Annotated in this window: 15 protein-coding genes; 3 read left to right on the forward strand and 12 right to left on the reverse strand. The window is 60.5% G+C overall.

Translation table 11 applies throughout. The features are described 5' to 3' along the window. The first annotated feature begins 649 nt into the window (after nucleotides 1–649). The gene (locus tag AC6CIA_RS24330) at nucleotides 650–1,027 is read left to right on the forward strand and encodes a Rho termination factor N-terminal domain-containing protein (protein WP_498315658.1); all 378 of its coding nucleotides are present in this window, start codon (nucleotides 650–652) and stop codon (nucleotides 1,025–1,027) included. 292 nt (nucleotides 1,028–1,319) lie between these two features. On the opposite strand, the gene AC6CIA_RS24335 is transcribed toward AC6CIA_RS24330, so the two are convergent. The 3 genes from AC6CIA_RS24335 to AC6CIA_RS24345 all read right to left on the reverse strand — a co-directional run bounded on the left by AC6CIA_RS24335 (nucleotide 1,320) and on the right by AC6CIA_RS24345 (nucleotide 4,415). Then, nucleotides 1,320–2,462, reverse strand: coding sequence for a bifunctional transcriptional activator/DNA repair enzyme AdaA (locus AC6CIA_RS24335; protein ID WP_498315659.1), 1,143 nt, complete (start codon nucleotides 2,460–2,462; stop codon nucleotides 1,320–1,322). Between the two features lie 314 nt (nucleotides 2,463–2,776). Then, entirely contained in the window at nucleotides 2,777–3,295 is a 519-nt protein-coding gene (locus AC6CIA_RS24340) for a cysteine hydrolase family protein (protein ID WP_498315660.1), read from the reverse strand. Between the two features lie 322 nt (nucleotides 3,296–3,617). Beyond that, nucleotides 3,618–4,415 carry an NAD(P)H-dependent oxidoreductase gene (locus AC6CIA_RS24345; protein ID WP_498315661.1) on the reverse strand — a complete coding sequence of 266 codons (798 nt, stop codon included), beginning with the start codon at nucleotides 4,413–4,415 and terminating at the stop codon, nucleotides 3,618–3,620. An 84-nt stretch (nucleotides 4,416–4,499) separates the two neighbouring features. Here AC6CIA_RS24345 and AC6CIA_RS24350 point away from each other — a divergent pair, with 84 nt between their 5' ends. Beyond that, on the forward strand, nucleotides 4,500–5,420 hold the full coding sequence (locus tag AC6CIA_RS24350; protein WP_498315662.1) for a LysR family transcriptional regulator: 921 nt from the start codon (nucleotides 4,500–4,502) through the stop codon (nucleotides 5,418–5,420). Nucleotides 5,421–5,521: 101 nt separating this feature from the next. On the opposite strand, the gene fos is transcribed toward AC6CIA_RS24350, so the two are convergent. The 7 genes from fos to AC6CIA_RS24385 form a co-directional block, all read right to left on the reverse strand. Then, nucleotides 5,522–5,932, reverse strand: a complete 411-nt coding sequence (gene fos / locus AC6CIA_RS24355; RefSeq protein ID WP_498315663.1) for a fosfomycin resistance glutathione transferase — start codon at nucleotides 5,930–5,932, stop codon at nucleotides 5,522–5,524. A gap of 160 nt (nucleotides 5,933–6,092) precedes the next feature. Further along, nucleotides 6,093–6,518 carry a glycine zipper domain-containing protein gene (locus AC6CIA_RS24360; protein ID WP_498315664.1) on the reverse strand — a complete coding sequence of 142 codons (426 nt, stop codon included), beginning with the start codon at nucleotides 6,516–6,518 and terminating at the stop codon, nucleotides 6,093–6,095. A gap of 147 nt (nucleotides 6,519–6,665) precedes the next feature. After that, nucleotides 6,666–7,952: an NAD(P)/FAD-dependent oxidoreductase gene (locus AC6CIA_RS24365; RefSeq protein WP_498315665.1), complete on the reverse strand. Its 1,287-nt coding sequence runs from the start codon at nucleotides 7,950–7,952 to the stop codon at nucleotides 6,666–6,668. Between the two features lie 3 nt (nucleotides 7,953–7,955). Then, nucleotides 7,956–9,527, reverse strand: a complete 1,572-nt coding sequence (locus AC6CIA_RS24370) for an aldehyde dehydrogenase (NADP(+)) (RefSeq protein WP_498315666.1) — start codon at nucleotides 9,525–9,527, stop codon at nucleotides 7,956–7,958. Between the two features lie 81 nt (nucleotides 9,528–9,608). Next, a complete protein-coding gene (locus tag AC6CIA_RS24375; protein ID WP_498315667.1) occupies nucleotides 9,609–10,556 on the reverse strand; it encodes a dihydrodipicolinate synthase family protein in 948 nt (315 codons plus the stop codon). Nucleotides 10,557–10,603: 47 nt separating this feature from the next. Beyond that, nucleotides 10,604–11,530, reverse strand: a complete 927-nt coding sequence (locus AC6CIA_RS24380; protein ID WP_498315668.1) for a 4-hydroxyproline epimerase — start codon at nucleotides 11,528–11,530, stop codon at nucleotides 10,604–10,606. 30 nt (nucleotides 11,531–11,560) lie between these two features. Beyond that, nucleotides 11,561–13,189 carry an APC family permease gene (locus tag AC6CIA_RS24385; RefSeq protein ID WP_498315669.1) on the reverse strand — a complete coding sequence of 543 codons (1,629 nt, stop codon included), beginning with the start codon at nucleotides 13,187–13,189 and terminating at the stop codon, nucleotides 11,561–11,563. A 222-nt stretch (nucleotides 13,190–13,411) separates the two neighbouring features. Between AC6CIA_RS24385 and AC6CIA_RS24390 the strand changes: the two genes are divergently transcribed. Beyond that, nucleotides 13,412–14,209, forward strand: coding sequence for a PAS domain-containing protein (locus tag AC6CIA_RS24390; protein WP_498315685.1), 798 nt, complete (start codon nucleotides 13,412–13,414; stop codon nucleotides 14,207–14,209). 15 nt (nucleotides 14,210–14,224) lie between these two features. Here AC6CIA_RS24390 and AC6CIA_RS24395 read toward each other — a convergent pair whose 3' ends face one another. Continuing rightward, nucleotides 14,225–15,619, reverse strand: a complete 1,395-nt coding sequence (locus AC6CIA_RS24395) for a sensor histidine kinase (RefSeq protein WP_498315670.1) — start codon at nucleotides 15,617–15,619, stop codon at nucleotides 14,225–14,227. Further along, on the reverse strand, nucleotides 15,597–16,280 hold the full coding sequence (locus AC6CIA_RS24400; RefSeq protein ID WP_498315671.1) for a response regulator transcription factor: 684 nt from the start codon (nucleotides 16,278–16,280) through the stop codon (nucleotides 15,597–15,599). The genes AC6CIA_RS24395 and AC6CIA_RS24400 overlap by 23 nt, the downstream gene beginning before the upstream one ends. Nucleotides 16,281–16,400 lie beyond the last annotated feature (120 nt).

Below are 16,400 nucleotides of genomic sequence, written 5' to 3' on the forward strand. Positions count from 1 at the left end.
TTTCGATGAATATACTGTTAGATTTTTGGCGTGGCTGGGCAATTTGATGGGCTCCTTATTCCATTAGGAGTGACAAATGAATCCAATCCTTTGAAGCTGAATTAACCATTTGCTATGGTTTTATTTAGCCTTAACAGAGGCTAGGACGGCGACCTTTAAAAGTCAAGCAACGTGCACCCTGTTTGGTGCAAACATCCAACCATGGGTGACGCTGGAGGATTGAAAGCGTCACCTTGATAGCGGTGAGCAGTTCACTCCGGTGTCATCAGGACCGCGATCGCCATTTTGATGAGCTCTTCATTTAGGTCCAGAGCCGCCAAGGCTCCGCGTACATTCTCGGCAACCTGATTCCCCGCCAAGATTCAAACGAAAGCCCCGCTGATGCGGGGTTTTGTGTTTCTGGGGTTGGGTCAGTTGTAGTGACGGTTCCGCAGCCTGAAACCAGCACGCCCCCGAGTATTATCAGCGTTTTTTAAACATCATCGGATGGGCTCCTTGCCATAAAAATCAAGCTTAACCAAAGCCGCGATCTCGTGGGTTTTGGCGATGGGTGAGGTCGGCAAACCGTTGGTCGAATCGTCCGAACGCAGGCTCAGTCAGTCTCTCTACAGCAGTAGGCAGTACGACTGATAACTGTGAGGGTGCGACCATGCCACGCGGCGACAAAGTTAAGTACACCGATAAGCAGAAACGTAAGGCCGAACACATTGAGGAGAGCTACGAAACCCAAGGTGTTCCCACGGATGAGGCGCAGAGGCTTGCCTGGGCGACAGTTAATAAGCAGTCGGGCGGCGGAGAGCGCAAGGGCGGCTCGGGGCAGAAAACCAGCGAGGACAGCAAGGCGAAGGCCCGCAAGTCCTCTGCCCGGCGGGCCAGCGCCACCCGTCAGGGTGTACCGCGACCGGGGCAGCATTTAGAGGACATGGACAAAGCAGAGTTGATGAACCGGGCGCGCGCGCAGAAAGTCGCTGGCCGCTCGACCATGCGCAAGAGCGAGCTGATCGAGGCATTGCGCCGCGCCCCCTAACTACCTCCCAGGAGGACAGCAATGACTGAAGAAAAGAAAAAAGAACCGGACCAGGAAACGCCCGCGCATTCGACGGAGGAAGAACGGCAGCGGCTGAAGGATTTCAATAAAGATGGCATACCGCCTGGCGCCTGCTGATCACTTGCCGCCGAAAGCCAGGCCGTGGGTGTTTGCGATGCATTGACGTGTCATGGATCGGGGACCCGACCCAAGTCCCATCTTGTACCGTTCAGGCGGTTTCAGCCACCGCCGGGCCGATGTTGACGACCCCGTCTGATTCTCGCGGGGGTGACTAGCGTGCTCCGTCTGTTTTGTTCGCCAAAGGGGCTCGTGTATCTGCCAACCCCTCCAATGCAAATGCCTGTTGTTGGGTTATCTGCAAAGCAGCCTTCTCCAGGCGCAATAAGAACTCTTTGCGTGGTTGCCCGCCGCCATAGCCGGTAAGGGCGCCATTGGCGGCGATTACCCGATGACAGGGAACGACAATCGATAACCGGTTATGGCCATTCGCGTTGCCTACCGCCTGGCCGGCCCCCGGCTTGCCGATATGCTCGGCGATGGCCCCGTAGGTTGAGGTTTGTCCGTAGCCGATTCTGAGTAACTCGCTCCAGACCAACTGGTCAAAAGGGCTGCCTGGCAGATGCAGCGGGACCGAGAAGTTTTTCAGCGTGCCTTCAAAGTAGAGTTTCAGCTGGGTTTCGATCTGCTGAAGGTAAGGGTGCTCGCCTGGAGCGATCGAATACCCATAGCGCTGGCGTAATTCATGCAGTTCTGCGGTGAGTGCCGGGCGGTCAAGAAACTCGAGCAGCACCAGACCGCGTTCTTCTGCCATGGCAATCATCGGGCCCAAGGGTGTGGTCAGATGACGGTACAGCAGCAGAGACGTCTCAGTGGCTTTGCCGGGGGTCATTTGAAAGGTTTTTTTGAACGCGTCTCTGAATCCACTGAGCGACTCGTACCCGGAATCGAATGCTGTGTTATCCAAAGTCTCACCCACAACGATACGACCTAACGCTATCCCCAGCCGGCGAGAGCGCAGCCAGGCATGAAACGTCATGCCAAAATGCTGTTTGAACCACCTGCGTAAGCGCAGGGGCTCAACGCCCCGCGTCAGCAACTCGGCGTCACTCCAGCGGGCATCGGGCGCTGCAGTCACCGCGGCAAACAGCTCCCTGACCCACTCCGGCGCCGACGCGGCCAGATCCAGCGGCTTGCAGCGCAGGCAGGGGCGATAACCTGCTGCCATTGCTTCGGTTGCCAAGGAAAAAAATTCAACATTCTCGGGCTTAGGTTTGCGTGCGCCACAGGTCGGGCGGCAAAAGATCCCGGTGGTTTTGACAGCGGTAAAAAACACGCCTTCGTAGGCGCTGTCGCTACCCAGCATCGCTCTGACCATTTCGGGCCTGGGCGGAAGAGGGTTGTTGTAAGCATTCATAGACAATCAGCCTTGAAGTGCACGGACATCAGCGATTCAGCGCGGCAGGCGCAAACGTTGAACGTCCGGGTCCGTGGATTAATACTTCAGTGACTCACCACACCCGGAGGACTGTTGAGGTCGCTCGTGCATTGAAAGGGTGTGATCAAGAGTCTTCCGGTCGGATGATCTTAAGCCGACTGTTCCTGTGCCTCCACCGAGAAATCGACACTGATTTGCCAGGCGTGTGCGCAAGCTCAATAAACGGCCCGGCACGCCGCGGTGTGCCTGCCGAAGCCGTCCTTGGTGTCTGCGACGTCTTGCGCGATTTCTATTTAGAAGCGCCACTGCGCAGCGCGAACCAGGCGGCAGAACGGGCCATCCAGCGTTGCATTGTGATGAGCGACGATGTCCTCGGCTTTCATCACAGCAGTGTCGGAGCAGGTATGGCCGTCGGCTACCAGTATCGCATCGAAGCCAAGGTCACGAGCCGCACGGCAGGTGCTGTCGACGCAGTATTGAGTTTTCATCCCAGCGATCACCACGCCGGTAACACCGCGAGCGCGCAGGTTATCCGCCAGGTCGGTCATCTCGAAGGCGTTGGGACGGCGCTTTTCAAACACCACCTCTCCACCCCGCAGTGTCAGCTCTGGCGCAAGCAGCGTCAGTGGGCTGCCGGGTTCGATGGGGGATCCCACGGGGCCGATGTGGCGTGCCAGAAAAATCGCAGCACCTGCGCTGCGTGCTTGGTCCATCAGGACGTTCACGGTTTTCAACAGCGCTTCGCCGCGCCATGGCTTTTCCGGGCCCTGGACCAGCCCAACTTGGATATCGAGTATCAACAGGGCGTACATGGGTGCATCTCCTTGCGTTTGAACCAGCGACACAAGGGCATGAAAAAGGCCCTGTCCATCGCTGGCGGGCCTTTGAAGTTCGTTTGCTATTGGCTCACGACACCTCGCACGCTCCGCTTTCTGCGGTCGTGGTGGTGGTTGTCGAGGTGAGGCAATGATGAGTCATGAGGCGACATTAGCGATCCTGTGGTGAGCTGACAAGCCTGTCGTCCTGCTCGCGGGAGGATAAATCGCAAACAAAGGAAAGTCCGAGGTAGGCAACCGTCCGGCGATCACACCTTTCCAACTCCAGAAAAAATGCTCACCATTCGCCAGCGCACTTCTAGCCTTCAGGCGTCATTCCCTCACAGATATGGATGCCCAAATCGTGACGGCCGGGTGCGAGATGCGGTTTAAGTGTCAACGCCGGAATTTCATAGTCCCCGGCATTCTGGCGACGAAACGGCAAGGGCTGATCACTGAACAGGTTATCCAGCCGAGCCGCATAGGCCGTGCATAGCTGTTCGAACCGAGCGGCGTCCATTTTGCTGGTTTTATAGATTGGGAAGGGCGGCATGACCGTGAACCCAGGATAGAAAAGCATCCCATGCTGGATAGGGAATAGCAGGTCATCCAGCGCACCGTTTACCCCTCGGCCACTGTAATGGGACTCCCACCCGCCCAGAGTGACCACCAACATTGCACGCTTTCCTGCCATGCTACCTTCGCCGTAGCGATCGCCCCAATGGCTTTCGCTATGTTCGCCGACACCATAGGCAAATCCATAGGCGTAGACGCGTTCGACCCAGCCCTTGAGGATCGCTGGCATCGAGAACCACCAGAGTGGGAATTGAAGGATCACGGCGTCTGCCCATCGCAATTTGGCCTGCTCCTCCTCAATGTCTGTCGGTTGGGTGCCGGCGGCAAATACACGCTGCGACTCTATTGCGGGGTTGAAAGGGTTTTCGTCGTCATAGCCTGGGGCGTCGTCCGGGTCAATGAGCGCCTTCCAACGCATATCGTATAGGTCCGAGACCTTGACCTCGTGGCCTGCGGCTTTCAGGTGAGCGATCGCGAAATCCCTGAGCGAGCCATTGAGCGAACGGGGTTCAGGGTGAGCGTAGATCAACAGTAGCTTCATGAGGGGCTCCGAGTGGATGTATTCCTCACCGTAGCCACGAATCCGATATGATGGAAATGAATTTCCGAAACACGTGGTATTTATATGCACAATACCTTACGCCGTCTGGATCTTAATTTATTGGTCACGTTGGATGCGCTGTTGTCCGAGCAAAACGTTACACGGGCGGCGCGATTGCTCAATCTCGCGCAACCGACCGTCAGCCTGCAATTGGGTCGACTGAGAGACATTCTGGACGATCCATTGTTGCTGCCCGGCCCCCGAGGGATGTCGCCTACCGAGCGTGCCCGTGAATTGCGCGGGCCACTGCGTGAAGCGCTGGTAGCTCTGGAAGGCGCACTGAGTCCTGGTGTCACTTTTGAGCCTGCCCTGTCCAATCAGACGTGGAGGGTGGCTGCCAGTGATTACGCAACTACCGCTTTAATCTGGCCGTCGCTAGCACTGCTCAGGCGTCTAGCCCCGAATACCCGGTTGGCGCTGGTGAACAAAAACCCCGTTAACCTTGCCAATGATCTGGAAAACGGCCAGCTCGATCTGGCGCTGCACACTCGCGATGACGCGCCGCCAAAACTGCGTCAGCGGTCTTTAGTTCACGAACGCTATGTGCTGGCCGGGCGACGCGATCATCCCGCTTTGGCAACCCAGCTATCGCTCAAAGCGTTCTGTGGCCTTGAACATGCCGTCATGTCACCGAATGGCGCTGGGTTCGTTGGGAGTACTGACCAGGCACTGGCAGCTAAAGGTCTGGATCGACGAGTCGTATTGTCAGTGTCTAATTTCAACTCGCTCGTCTCAGCATTGGCGCACAGCGACTTGGTTGCCGTGGTGCCCGAAAGGCTGGTGCGAGATGAGCCAGCACTTCACGTCCAAATGCCTCCGCTCGCCATTCCGGGTTTTGAAATGCTTATGTTATGGCCCGAACGACTGCACCGAGATCCCGCCCATATGTGGCTACGCGATCTCATCGCTTCGACGTTGGAAACAGCCTCCAACTCAACGCGTTGATTCATTCAAATGAGGCTAAGCGAATGGGGAACCAACCTTGCGTAGGTCAAGCAGGCGTCCACTGATGCGGCAGTAACTATGCTCCAGGGGGCCTGGACGCTTCAGTCAAAGAACTTCATACCTGCATACGGCTCACGTCGGCATTGCTCAAGCCGTGAAGCAAGACTGCCTACATGCAGTTCCAGGCGATGTCCGTCGGGATCTACAAAATAAAACGAGTGACCTTCGCTCGAATTGGATTTCCACTCGGTAACGTTACGAAGCCGCAGATAAGCAGTGACTTCTTCAAAGTCAGCCTGCTCCACCGAAAATGCACAATGAGTGTAGTCAGGCTGCTTTTGCGTCACTCGGTTCTCATCGAGAGAAAGGCACAGCCAGAGATCACCGAGAGAAAGATAAGCCCCGGTGTCCCAGCGAGCAGCCAATCTAAAGCCGGGCAGCGCCAGATAAAATTCGATGCTGCGAGAGAGGTCCACAACCGCCAGGGTAAGGTGATTCAAGCCAGTCAACATGAGCGTCTATCCGAACCAGTCCACGGGAAAGGTTGAGGATATCAATATGAACGGCAGGTTGTAGCCTGCATCGAGGATCGCCACGCTAGCAGAGCAGGGCACCCGCCAGAAACAACAAGCCCGGCAGTTGGCCGGGCTCTGCTTGACGCTCGTCAGGGCATCAGCGGTGTTTGTTCTTGTGTTTGTGTTTGTTCTTGTACTTCTTGCCACCGGAGCGATGCTTGCCATCGTCGTCGGCGAGGTTATTGCCGATGGCGCCACCCGCCGCGCCTCCCAGGCCGGCGCCAATAGTGGAGCCGGTGGAGCCGCCGAGGCGATTGCCGATCACTGAGCCACCCGCCGACCCGAGGCCGCCACCAATGGCGGCTTCGGTCCTGTTGCCGCGCGGTGCACCGATGGCGCTCCCCGCCGCGCCGCCAACGCCCGCGCCGACGGCAGCACCTGTGGATCCACCGATCTGTTGACCGACAACGTTACCCAGAGCGCCACCCAAACCGCCTCCGATAGCGGCGGTGCCGTCTCCAGCAGCCATGGCGCCCTGTGTAACCAGTATGCCCAGGGCCAGGGCAGGCAGTGTCATTCGCATTATGTGAACCTCAGCAGGTAATGATCAGACGCTCATGGGTTGAGACACGTCTTGTGTTTAAGAACCGGTCTACAGCTCAAAGTTCTTGCACAGCAAGGCGGGTAGTTGTAACAAACTATTTTTAGCTGAGGGCCAAGCGCGTCCCCCTCAGAACCGGGTCAATCGATAAGGCGTCAGTGTCGGCAAACCCGATGACGCGGGCCCGTCCATCGGTGAGGTCAGGTGTGCAATGAGTTCCGCGGTGACGGCCGCTTGAGTCAGGCCCAAATGTTGGTGGCCGAAAGCCAGCAGCACCTTGCCGTCGCAGACTTGATCGATGACGGGCAGGGAGTCCGGCAAGGACGGGCGAAATCCCATCCATGGCGTGGCGCCCTCGGCGTTCAAGTCACGCCGAAACAGACCCCGGCTCAAACGGTGCAATTGCCACGCACGCGCCATGTTCGGCGGCCGATCCAGGCCGGCGAACTCGACAGTACCCGCCAGCCTCAGGCCATCGACCATCGGCGTCATGATGAATTTGCGTTCCAGCGAGGTGACAGCGAACGGTAGCCGCTGCTGTTCCTGCGGCAGCATCAGGTGATAGCCACGCTCGGTGTCCAACGGCACTTTTCTGCCGGTCAGCGCGAGGGTCAGCCTGGCCGAGTGCGCGCCGCAAGCGATCAATACCTGACGCGCTGACAACGGGCCCTTATCCGTGAGCAATGACACACCCTGCGCCTCAATTCGGCCATTCTCGACCCGCTGTTGGAGGAACTGCACACCGTGGTTCCTGGCAGCCTCGACCAATGCGCAAACGACCCGATACGGGTCGAGAAAATGCCCGGTTTCTGCAAAGAACAAGCCGCCCAGAATCCGCTCACTCAATTGTGGCGCCGCCGCCTGTACGGCAGCGGCGGACCAGGACTCGACCGGCACCTGTTGCTGGCGCATGCGTGCCTGCAGCGCTTCAATGGCTGCGCGTGAGTCCGCATGTTCGAACACCAGCAGCGAGCCGTCTTGCTTCAACAGATCGGTCCGGCCTATCGACCCAAGCAAACGCTGCCAGGCACCCAGGCTGCTTTCATTGAGCGCGCGAATACCGGCTACCGTGCGCTGGTACGGCGCCGGGCGCAGGTTCAGCAGCAGGCGCATGAACCAGGGCAGGGCGCGAGGCAGGTATTTCCAGTCCAGGCGTAACGGGCCCATCGGGTCCATGAGCATGCCGGGCAAGCGTGTGAGGATCGACATATCGGCGATCGGAAACACTTGCTCGGTCGCCAGGTGCCCGGCATTCCCGAACGAGGCGCCCATGCCGGGTGCCTGCGGGTCGATGACGACCACGCGGCGGCCATGGCGAGCCAGTTGCAAGGCACAGGCGACGCCGATGATGCCGGCGCCGACCACCGCTACGTCGGCCTGATCCGTCAGGCTGTTTACCGGAGGGGAATTGGACATGGCCTAGGCTTCTCTCTGACCGTCGAGCAAACGCCGCAACGACAGCGGGTTGGCCTGCTGGAGCGCGGTTGGCAACAAGCTGTCCGGAAAATCCTGGTAGCACACCGGGCGCAGGAACCGCAGGATGGCGGCGGTGCCCACCGAGGTCGAACGCGAGTCCGAGGTGGCCGGGAATGGGCCGCCATGGACCATGGCGTCGCACACTTCAACGCCGGTCGGCCAGCCATTCACCAGCAGGCGTCCGGCCTTGCGCTCCAGGGCAGGCAGCAGTGCGCGTGCGTGCTCAAGGTCGGGGTCATCGAGGTGCAGGGTGGCGGTCAACTGGCCTTCGAGGTGTTCTGTCACCTTGTGCATTTCCTCTGCGCTGGTGCATTGCACAATCAGCGATGCGGCGCCGAAGACTTCGGTTTGCAGGCGGTGGTTGGCCAGGAAATCCTGCGCGCCAGTGACGAACAGGTGCGCCTGGCATTGGTTCGGGCCTTCGGCTGCCAATCCGCTGGCCACGACTTGGGCATGGTCGGCCAAGGTGCCGACACCCGTTTCATAGGCGTTGAAGATGCCGGGGGCGAGCATGGTCTGGGCGGGAGTGCGTCGCAGCAGGTCGCTGGCGGTGCTGATAAAGCGCGCCAGGTCCGGCCCCTGAACGGCAATCACCAGGCCGGGATTGGTGCAGAACTGGCCGGCACCTTGGGTCAGGGAGGTGACAAAACCTTGCGCCAGCGTTTCGCCGCGGGACTTGAGCGCGGCTGGGAACAGGTAGACCGGGTTGATTGAACTCATCTCCGCGTACACCGGGATTGGCTCGGGACGCGCCTGCGCCGCCGTGCACAGCGCGATACCGCCACTTCGCGAACCGGTGAAGCCCACCGCCTTGATACGCGAATCGTTGACCAAGGCCACCCCCACTTCGCGTCCGGAGCCGAACAGCAGCGAAAACACCCCGTCGGGCAACCCGCAGTGTTTGACGGCCCGAGCCACCGCGCGGCCTACCAGCTCGCTGGTGCCGGGATGGGCGCTATGGGCCTTGACGATCACCGGGCAACCGGCGGCGAGCGCCGACGCGGTGTCGCCGCCGGCCACCGAGAAGGCCAGCGGAAAGTTGCTGGCGCCGAACACGGCCACCGGCCCCAGGGGCACCTGGCGCTGGCGCAGATCCGCACGGGGCAGCGGTTGGCGTTGCGGTTGTGGGGTGTCGACCCGCACGTCCAGCCATTCACCGCTGCGCACGGTGCGCGCAAAAGTACGCAGTTGCTGGCAGGTGCGACCCCGTTCACCCTGAATGCGAGGTGGTGCCAGGCCGGTTTCGGCGACCGCACGTTCGATCAATTCATCGCCCAGGGCTTCGATTTCGTTGGCGATCGCTTCAAGGAATTCGGCACGCGCCGCCAACGGTGTTTCGCAATAGCGATCGAAGGCTGACCACGCCAACGCGCAGGCTTGCTCGACCTGCTCGATGGAGCCGCCGTGGTAGGCCGGCTCCAGCGCGGCATGGGTTGCGGGATTGATGCCGCGGATCGCCTCGCGGCTGCCTGGAATGGCGTGCTGACCGATCAGCATGTTGCCTGTCAGTGTCATGGTTCGATCCTGATAATGAAGGTCCTGGAAAAGCCTCTGACCGCTGGGAGGTCGAGTTGCCTCACAGCGGCGCACCGGCTATCAGTTGGCGTTCTGCTCGGCCGACCAGTTGGCATACCACTGACGGAACAGGCTGTACTGGTTCTCGGCATAACGTCGTTGGGCATCGCTGAGCGCATCGCTCGCGTTGAAGTGCAGGCTGTAGGCCAGGTCGCCATTGAGCACCATCAGGTGCTTGTAATACAGCACCAGGTCGCAGCCTTCATCGAAGGACGACAACACCGCCAGCGCGGCTTCCAGTTCGCGGGCCAGCCGGCGGGCCTTGGCGTCACCCTTGGCGGCCTTCTTGCTCAATGCGACCAGTTGCAGGACTTCCCGTGGCAAGGCGTTGCCGATGCCGGTGATGGCGCCGGTGGCGCTGCAGTTGACGAAACCATGCACCACTTGGGTATCGACCCCCACCATCAGGGTCACGGCATCGTCCTGGGACGTGATGTGTTCGGCCGCGTAGCGCAAGTCGGCGCCGCCGCCGAATTCCTTGAAGCCGATCAGGTTGGGGTATTCGCGACGCAGCTCGAAGAACAAATCGGCGCGGGTCGCAAAGCCGTAATAAGGACTGTTGTAAATCACCGCCGGCAGGTTCGGCGCGGCGCCGAGAATGGCGGCGAAATGGGCCTTTTGCGCGGTCGCCGAAGCTCCGCGCGACAGCACGCGCGGAATCACCATCAAACCCTGGGCGCCGACCTTCGCCGCATGGGCGGCATGGGCCACCGCTTCACGGCTGTTGACCGCGCCGGTGCCGACGATGGTTGGCACGCCGGCAGCCACCAGGCGCGCCACGCCTTCCTGGCGTTCGGCTTCGGTCAGCAACGGCCAGTCGCCCATGGAACCGCAGTAGACCACGGCGCTCATGCCGATATCGATCAGTTCACGGCCCTTGGCGACCAGGGCGTCGAAATCCGGTTTGCGCTCGGCGGTGCAGGGCGTCATCAGGGCGGGAATGCAACCGGTGAAGATGTTATCGCTCATTGTTCTATCTCCTTGGGAAAGGTCTGTTGAAGCCAAGCCGAGGCATTTCAAATGCCCCAGGCGAAGGGATCCTGCGCGTCGATCAGCAGCGTGCTGTCGGCGGTCATGTAGGCGCGGCCGGTGATGTAGGGACGGATGCGTTCGCCTTCCCATTCAAAACGGCCTTCGAATTGGCTGGCGGTGATGCTCGCTTGCACCCAGGGCTCACCGGGCGCCAGCTTTCCATCGGCGGCCAGGCACGCCAGTTTGGCGCTGGTGCCGGTGCCGCAGGGCGAGCGATCGTAAGCTTTGCCGGGACACATGACGAAGTTGCGGCTGTCCGCCTGGTCGTCGTCGGCAAACAGTTCGATATGGTCAATCAGGGTGCCGTCTTCACCGTGAATACCTTGGTCCTCGAGGGCCTTGAGCATCGCCCAGGTGAAGTCGGTGAGGCTGTCGACGTAGTCCATGTGCAACGTCTGGCCATGCTCGGAGACCAGGAAGAACCAGTTGCCGCCCCACGCGATATCGCCGTGGATCCGTCCGTATCCGGGCACCTCCACCGGCACTTGCCGGCGATAGCGATAGGCGGGCACGTTGCGCAGGGTGACGGCGCCGTCCTCATGCAAGGTGGCGCTGACCGTACCGACCGGGGTGTCGATCTGGTGCACGCCTGGAGCGATGCGCCCCAGGTAGTGCAATGACGCGACGAGGCCGATGGTGCCGTGGCCACACATACCGAGGTAACCGGTATTGTTGAAGAAAATCACACCACAGGTGGCGCCCTCGGAAACCGGCGCGCAGTACAGCGCACCCACCAGCACATCGTTGCCACGAGGCTCCAGCAGGCAGGCGCGACGCCATTGGTCATGCTGGCTGCGCAAGCTGTCGAGCTGTTCAGGCAAGGTGCTGCCGGCAAGCTCGGGAAAACCCTGCATGACCAGCCGCGTGGGTTCGCCGCCGGTGTGCGAGTCAATCACGTGTAGTCGTTTCATAAACCTGTCCCTTGAGTGCTTGGCGGGTCTTCAAGACGAAAGTTGAGTGCCGGCGATAGGCGTCGCTGCGGTGGGCAGCACGGCTTCGCTTTCATCGTCTTCGTGTTCGAGTTGAATCAGGTGCGCCGGTACACCGGTGGCCGCGCCCCAGTAGTAAATCCCCAGCGCGCAGGCCGCGACGACCAAGGTGTCGAAGGGATGACTGAGCACGCCCAGACCGCCGAAACTGCCGAGTTTCGAGAGCACGATGGTCACCGCGTAGAAACCGATCAGCCAGGCGCTGGAGCGCACTTGCCGGGCCAGGCTCAGGTGCCAGGTCGGCACCAGGCGGCCACACAGCAGGTACACCACAAACATCACGATCTGCAGCCCCAGCAGCCAGGACACGGTGTTCCAGCCGGACCAATAGACGATCAGCGCGGCGATGATGAACGACAGTGGACCCAGTACACTCATGCCCTTGACCCGGAACGGGCGTGGCATGTCCGGCGCGTTGCGACGCAGCGCGGCAACACATACCGGGGCGACGGCGTAGCTCAGCACCAGTGCGGCGGACACCACGTTGATCAGCGCTTCCCAGGATGGGAATGGCAGGGTCCAGAACACCGACAAGCCAAAGGTCAGCCACAGCGCCGGGCGCGGGATGCCGGACTTTTTATCGATCCGCGTGAAGAGCTTGAAGAAGGTCCCGGTCTGCGCCCAGCCATAGATCACCCGTGGCGTCGCGTTCATGTAGATGTTGCCGCAGCCGCTGGGGGAGATGACCGCGTCGGCGACCACCAGATAGGCCAGCCAACCCACGCCCAGGGCCAGGGCAATATCGCGGTATGGCAACGCCAGTTCCTTGCTGATACCGGCCCAGCCGTTGGCGAGCATTTCCGTCGGCACGCCGCCGAGGAAAGCCACTTGCAGCAATACATAGATGGCGGTGGACAGCAGTACCGAGAGGATCATCGCAATGGGGATGGTGCGTTGCGGGTTCTTCACCTCGCTGGCCACCGAGATGATCGGCGTCAGACCCAGGTAAGCGAAAATCACCCCGCCAGCGGAGACCGCCATTTCAATGCCCGAGAGGCCAAACGGCGCGAAACCCTGGGCATGGAAATTCTCCGGCTTGAAGAAGGTGAACAGCACCCCGATCACCAGCAACGGCACGATGAACTTGAACACGCTCACCAGATTGTTGGCGATGGCGAAGGTCTTCACGCTGCGGTAATTGAGGACGAAGAACAGGCAGAGCAGACCGAACTGCAGCAACCATCCGAGAGGCGTCGGGTCGCTGGAACCGGCCTTGGTCAGCTCGGGAAACCACGCGGCGGCATATTGGCGGGCGGCGACCACTTCAATCGCCACCAGGCTTGAGAAGGCGATCAGCGTGATAAAGCCCATCAGATAACCCAGCAGCGGACCGTGGGAATACACCGGGTAGCGCACCACACCGCCGGCGCGAGGCAATGCTGCGCCCAACTCGCAATAGACAATACCGAGTAACAGCACGGCAAAACCGCCGAGTATCCAGGAAAAAATCCCCGCCGGACCGGCGATGGCCGACACGTGACTGGCGGCGAACAACCAGCCAGAACCAAAGATGGCTCCCAGTCCGATAAAGGTGAGGTCGATCAGAGACAGCTGTTTCTTGAACTTGCCTTGGGCTGACATGGCGGCGCCTTCTTGTGGGTTTTTGGATAGGCATGCAGTGGCGTTACAGTGAACCCATCGGCCGCGTCGCGATTGATGTTTTGCGCGGGTAACAATGACGAAATCAGCACAATCGACCGCTAGGGAGGAGTCCTCGACACGCTCGCGATGATCCGGCAATCTGCTGGCCAGGCGTTGCTCGGCGGGCGCCTGGCCTACCCGAAAAGTGAGGACGTCAGTGTCATGATGCAGAATGCGTTCGCGAGCCTTTGCCAAGGCAGCGACTTGAACCGTCCGCAGACCATCGAGCAGTTACTGGCGGGCGTGACATTGCTGCTGCCGATGCTGGACGTGATTCCGAATGCGACGATGTTTATCAAGGATGTCCAGGCGCGTTACGTCATGGCCAACCGCACGCTGGTGCAACGCTGTGGCTTGAAACACTTGCAGCCGCTACTGGGAAAGACCAGCGCCGAGGTGTTCCCCGCGCAGCTCGGTCCCGGTTATACCGAGCAGGATCGGCGGGTGCTGGAGCAAGGGTTGGTGCTGGAGGATCAACTGGAGTTGCACCTGTACGGCAGTCGCGAGCCCGGTTGGTGCCTGACCCACAAATGGCCGTTGTATAACCGTGACGGCGCAATCATCGGGTTGGCGGGCATTTCCGTCGACCTGCAATCGGCCAGCGAAACGCATCCTGCCTATCAACGGCTGGCGGCGGTGGATGAGCACATTCGCGCGCATTTCAACCGGCGTGTGAGCTTGGGCGAACTGACGCGGATCGCCGGTATTTCAGTGGCGCAACTGGAGCGCTACTGCAAGCGCGTGTTCCACCTGACCCCCCGCCAGATGATCCAGAAAGTGCGCCTGGAACATGCCCACCGCTTGTTGCATACCGATATGCCGATCACCGATGTCGCACTCCAGTGTGGCTACACCGATCACAGTGCGTTTACCCGCCAGTTCAAGGCGCTGACCGGATTCACCCCGCGCCAGTACCGGCAGGCCACCGAAGACTTGGGGCGCGAGGCTCAAGCCTTTTAGCGGCGCGCCTGACGTTCAGGCTTGCGGCATCAACTGCTGTCGACATTCCAGCATCAGTCGCGCGCCACCGCGCTCGCTGGTGCCCACCTCCAGTTTGAATCCATGCAAGTTGACGATCGCCGCGACAATCGACAGGCCCAGACCGAACCCGCCGTGCTGGTCACTTTCATCGACCCGATAAAAGCGCTGGAATACCGCCGCTTGTTCGGCCGCGGGAATGCCGGGGCCGGAGTCGAGGACTTCGATCCGTGTGCTGCCTCCATCGTTGACCGCCCGCAGAATCACTTCACCGCCTGGCGGAGTGAACTTGATCGAGTTGCTCAACAGGTTGGCCAACGCCTCGAACAGCAGCGCGCGGTCGCCGGTGATCCACGGCAGCGATTCGGGCACTTGCAACAGCAATTGCATCTGGCCTTCCTCCGCCAGGGGCAGGTAGAAGTCGTGGAGTTCGCGAAGCAAAGGCAGCGGATCCAGGCTCAGGAAACCGGAGCGGCGTTGATGGTCCTCCAGCTCGGAAATGCGCAGCAACCCGCGAAACCGCGCCATCAGGGTGTCGGTTTCGCTGATTACCTCATCCAGTTGCAAGGCAGGGGGCGAGCCTGCGTCGGCCTGCTGTTTGATCCGGTACAACTGCGCCCGCAACCGGGTCAACGGCGTGCGCAGGTCATGGGCGATGTTGTCGCACACGCCCTTGACCTCGTGCATCAGTTTTTCGATGCGATCGAGCATGGCGTTGACGATGGCCGCCAGCATGTCCAGTTCGTCACGCCGGTTGGACAGCGGCAGGCGACGCGTCAGGTCGCCGGCGACAATCGCTTCGGCGCTGGCCTGGATCCCGCGAATCCGTTGCAGCGGACGCCTGCGCAGCAGATGCCAGCCAGCGACGCCGGGGATAATGGTCAACGACAACGCCCACAGCAGCGCGTGCAGAATGATCCGGGTGACGCCGAACAGCGAACCGTTCTCGCGTACCAGAATCAGCCAGCGGCCGTCCGCGGTGCGGGTGGCCACGGCGTCGCAACTGTCCTGGGGCAGCGTCGGGTCGCTGGACTCGATGCAGTGCTCCAGGGCGTGGATGCGCCCGTCCAGGGGCAGCAGCGGTGGCACTTGCAGGATCGGCCCGCTCAAGGGGCGAAACTGCTCGTCGAACAGGCCGTAGGCGTCGACGCCCTTCATGTCGAAGGTCATGCTGGTGGTCAGGGCTTCCACCAGTTGCTCGCCTTCGAAGCGCTGGAACAAGTGTTGGCGCTGCAGAAGCGAGTGGCGGGAGAGGTTACTCAGATAGCCCGACACTTCGTAGTACAGCACCCCCATGAGGATGCAGCTCCAGGCCACGAACAACGTGCTGTACAGCGCAAGCAAACGGCTGCTGGAAGAGCGCCAGCCTTTAGACGGGTTCAGCAATGACATAACCCGAACCTCGTACCGTACGGATCAGTGGTGTCAGGCCCGGCGGGTCGATTTTCTTGCGCAGACGGCCGATATGGACGTCGATCAGGTTGGTGCCGGGGTCGAAGTGATAGCCCCAGACTTCCTCGAAAATCATCATCCGCGAGAGAATTTGCCCGGTATTGCGCATCAGGAATTCCAGCAGTTTGTATTCGGTGGGCAGCAAGCTCAGGGGCTGGTCGGCGCGACTGGCTTCGCGACTGATCAGGTTCAGTTCCAGGTCGGCCACCCGCAGCGCCGTATCTGACGCCTTGAGCGTACTGTTACGCCGTAGCAGCACCTCGACCCGGGCTGCCATTTCGTCAGAGGCGAAGGGCTTGGTCAGATAGTCATCGCCCCCGGCGCGCAGGCCGCGCACGCGTTCATCGACATCGGACAGGGCGCTGATCATCAGGATCGGCGTCGATACCCCGATGGTGCGCAAGGTGGTGACGATGGCCAGGCCATCCAGTTCCGGGAGCATGCGATCGAGGGTGATCAGGTCGTAATCCCCACTTACGGCTCGCGCCAGGCCTTCGCGGCCGTTGTCGACCCAGTCCACGTCGAGTCCATGGCTACTCAACTCAGCGACGATCTCGCGGGCCGTTACGGCGTCGTCTTCGATAGTCAAAATGCGCGTCATAAGTAATACCTGGTGAGCCATTCACACTGAAGTACAAGCATTTTGCCAAGAAACGCCCGGCGTCTTGCTAAAAAAAACTTCATGTTTGCAGACGCAGCCTCGCTGGTAGCTCGACAACGG

It is taken from the genome of Pseudomonas sp. GQ91, from assembly GCF_059758795.1.